General features: G+C 73.8%; 2 protein-coding genes and 2 pseudogenes. All 4 read right to left on the minus strand.

Going from position 1 to position 2,910, the window contains the following annotated elements:
* Positions 1–125: pseudogene (locus GUY61_RS40990) on the minus strand (hydrolase); the annotation flags it as partial.
* Between the two features lie 69 nt (positions 126–194).
* Positions 195–1,067 carry a universal stress protein gene (locus tag GUY61_RS36965; protein WP_166634672.1) on the minus strand — a complete coding sequence of 291 codons (873 nt, stop codon included), beginning with the start codon at positions 1,065–1,067 and terminating at the stop codon, positions 195–197.
* Between the two features lie 222 nt (positions 1,068–1,289).
* Positions 1,290–2,189, minus strand: a complete 900-nt coding sequence (locus GUY61_RS36970; RefSeq protein ID WP_166634671.1) for a universal stress protein — start codon at positions 2,187–2,189, stop codon at positions 1,290–1,292.
* 157 nt (positions 2,190–2,346) lie between these two features.
* Positions 2,347–2,910: pseudogene (locus GUY61_RS36975) on the minus strand (patatin-like phospholipase family protein); the annotation flags it as partial.

Consider the following 2,910-nt stretch of genomic DNA (forward strand, 5'->3'; position numbering starts at 1 on the left):
GCCTCCTTCCAGGCGGCGGCGTGCACCCGCGCGGAGTCGGTGATCACTCCGTCGGTGTCGAGGACGACAGCCGCCGTGCCCCGCAGCGGGCGGGGCACGGCGGTGGTCTGCTGCGCCGGTTCCACTCGGCATCACCTCACAGTCCGGATCGGTTCGCGTTCGCGGGTGGTGCTCCGTATACCCAGCGTCGCAGATCACCGTTGCGGTACGACGGCCACGGGACAGGACGAGTGGTGCAGTACGGCGTGGGACACCGGGCCGAGCTGAAGCCCGAAGTGCCCCGGGCGTCGCTGCGCCCCGACGACCAGCAGGTCGGCGTTGTCGGATGCGGCCAGCAGCGCCTTGCGGGCCGGGCCCTCGACGGTCCGCCGGTGCAGGTCGACGCCGGGGTGGTCCGCCGCGGCCTCCTCCAGGGCCGTCTCGAGGATCTCCACGGCCCGGTACTCGTAGCGGCGGCCGGGTTCCCCGGTGAGCAGGGGATGGTCGATGGCCTCGTGCGCCGGGCTGCGCCAGGCCCGTACGGCATGCAGCGCCGCGCCGCGGGCCTGCGCCTCCTCGAAGGCGAAGCGCACGGCCGCCCGGCCTTCCGGCGGTTCGTCGATGCCGAGGACGATCCGGTGGTGCACGTCGCCCTTGGTGTCGTGGTTGCCGCGGATCACGATCACCGGGCAGTCGGCGCGGGCGGCGACCGAGAGGCACACCGAGCCGAGGAGCAGTTCCGCGATGCCGCTGCGGCCCCGGGAGCCCAGGAGCAGGGCGGAGGCGTTGCGGCCCTCGTTCAGCAGAGCGGTCACCGCCTCCTCCGGAAGGACCTCCGTGGAGATCTTGAGATCCGGGTTGCGGCGACGGGCCCGCTCCGCGGCGACGGAGACGATGCTCTCGGCCAGATCCTGCTCCGTGGGGCGGCCCACCGCCGGGGCGAGGGCGGAGCCCTCGTAGCGCTCCCACATCGAGGCGTACACGAGCCTCAGCGGTACGCCGTGCAGGCCGGCCTCGTCGGCCGCCCAGTCCACGGTGCGCAGGCTCGGTTCGGACCCGTCCACACCCACGATCAGGGGCAGCTCCACTGTCCTCACCTTCTTCCTTCCGCTCGGCGGACGACAGGCGGCCGGCCCGCGCGGCCGGCCGGGTCAGTCACCTGTTTCCCGCGGCTCGGTTCGCCTCCGGGGCGCCGAAGCCTGTGCCGACGGACGATCGTGCTCGGCCGCTCGTTCCTCGCGGCCTGTGCGCGTTCTCCCTTCCGGCGCGGGCGCGCCTCTTCGGCTCACTCCCCGAAGTCGTCACGGCGGCTAGTCGTGGGGGACTACGGCGACGGGCGCGGTCGCGTGGTGGAGAACGGCGTGGGTGACGGGGCCGGTGTGCGCTCCGAGACCGGAGCGGCGGTGGCGGCGGCCCACGACCACCAGGGAGGCGTCCCGCGCGGCCTCCACCAGTTGGTCGGCGGCCTTGCCGGGCTCGGAGCGCTCGACGACCTCGACGTCGGGGAACTTCTGCCGCCAGGGGCGCAGGGCCTTGGTGAGCTCCTCCGCCTCCCCGGTGGCGAGGCGGGCGTTCAGCTCGGGGTCCGGCGGCAGGCCGTAGGCGAAGTACGGCGGGAGGTTCCAGCTGTGCAGGACGACCAGCGGCGCCTTGCGGCGTGCGGCCGCGTCGAAGGCGTACTCGATCACGGTGTCGTCGGGGCTGCGCAGGTCCAGGCCCAGCACGACGGGCCGGTACGGCGTCTCGACGGTCGCCTTGCCGTCGGAGGCGGGCGCGTGCTCGTCCTCGGGCTGAGTGCCGGCCCTGACCAGGACGACCGGGCGTACGGAGTGCGCCACGGTGGCCATGCCGACCGAGCCGACCATGAATCCGGCGACGCCGCTCAGTCCGCGCGAGCCCAGCACCAGCACCTCGGAGTCCTTGTTCAGCTCCGGCAGGACGGTGCCCGGCTTGCCGGCGATCTGCTCGATCACGACCTCCACCTCGGGGTGGCGCCGCTGGAGCCGGTCGGCGGTCTCGCGGGGGATCCGCTCGGCCCAGTGCTGCTCCGTCTCCCTGCCGAGCAGGGGGGCCTGGATGAAGGGGTCCGCCTCCCAGATGTTGACCAGCTTCAGCGGCACGTCGCGCAGCACGGCCTCGCGCGCCGCCCACTCGGCGGCGGCCAGACTCTCGCGCGAGCCGTCGAGACCCACAGTGACGGTGCGGGACATGGTGCGTACCTCCTGGAGGGTGAGGACCCGGGCCGGTCCGGCAGGTTTTCCCGATTCCAGAGTCCCGCACGAATTGGATCTAGGAAAGGGCCCACAGGTCCCCCATCAGGACCGTTCGGCCCCCCGGGGTCCTCGCGGGTCCGGAGGAGGCGCCGGGTCACGGCGGGACGAGCTCCGTGGCGTCCGGCAGGCGCTCGGGGTGGTAGGCCGCCAGGGCGGCGCCCGCGAGCCACCAGCCGCGGTACACCAGGGCACGGCACAGCCGCTCGTCGAGCCGGTCGAAGACGGTCGGCACGAGCGCGAGGTCCCGGCCGTCGAACTCGCGGAGCTCCGGGTGCGTCTCGCGCCAGCGGCGCAGCGGTTTGGAGTCGTCGGCCGGGAAGTCGGTGGCCAGCCCGACCAGGATGCCCCTGCGGGCTCCGGCGGGCAGTTCGCCGTGTTCGCCGCAGGGGCGGCCGCGCTGGAAGCGCTCGACGATCGCCCTGGTCCGCAGGGCGGTGCTCTGCCGGTACAGCAGGGAGTTGGCGCGGGCCAGGTCGCGGACGACGGGGACGCGGCCGTACATGCCGGGGCGCAGCAGGCCGCCGGCGTTGAGGACCATCAGGAAGACGTCGCGGTAGCGCTCGCTGTCGACGGCCTCGGACCCGGTGTTGTCGTAGGTGCCCCCGTCGAGCAGGACGGGCGGGTGGGTGGCGCAGGGGAAGGGCGCCCGGTCCAGGAC

The organism is Streptomyces sp. GC420, assembly GCF_009916105.1.
Taxonomy (GTDB): Bacteria; Actinomycetota; Actinomycetes; order Streptomycetales; family Streptomycetaceae; genus Streptomyces.

Excerpts from the sequence above, each read along its gene's own strand:
- GUY61_RS36970 (WP_166634671.1), bottom strand. The coding sequence starts at position 2,189 with ATGTCCCGCACCGTCACTGTGGGTCTCGACGGCTCGCGCGAGAGTCTG.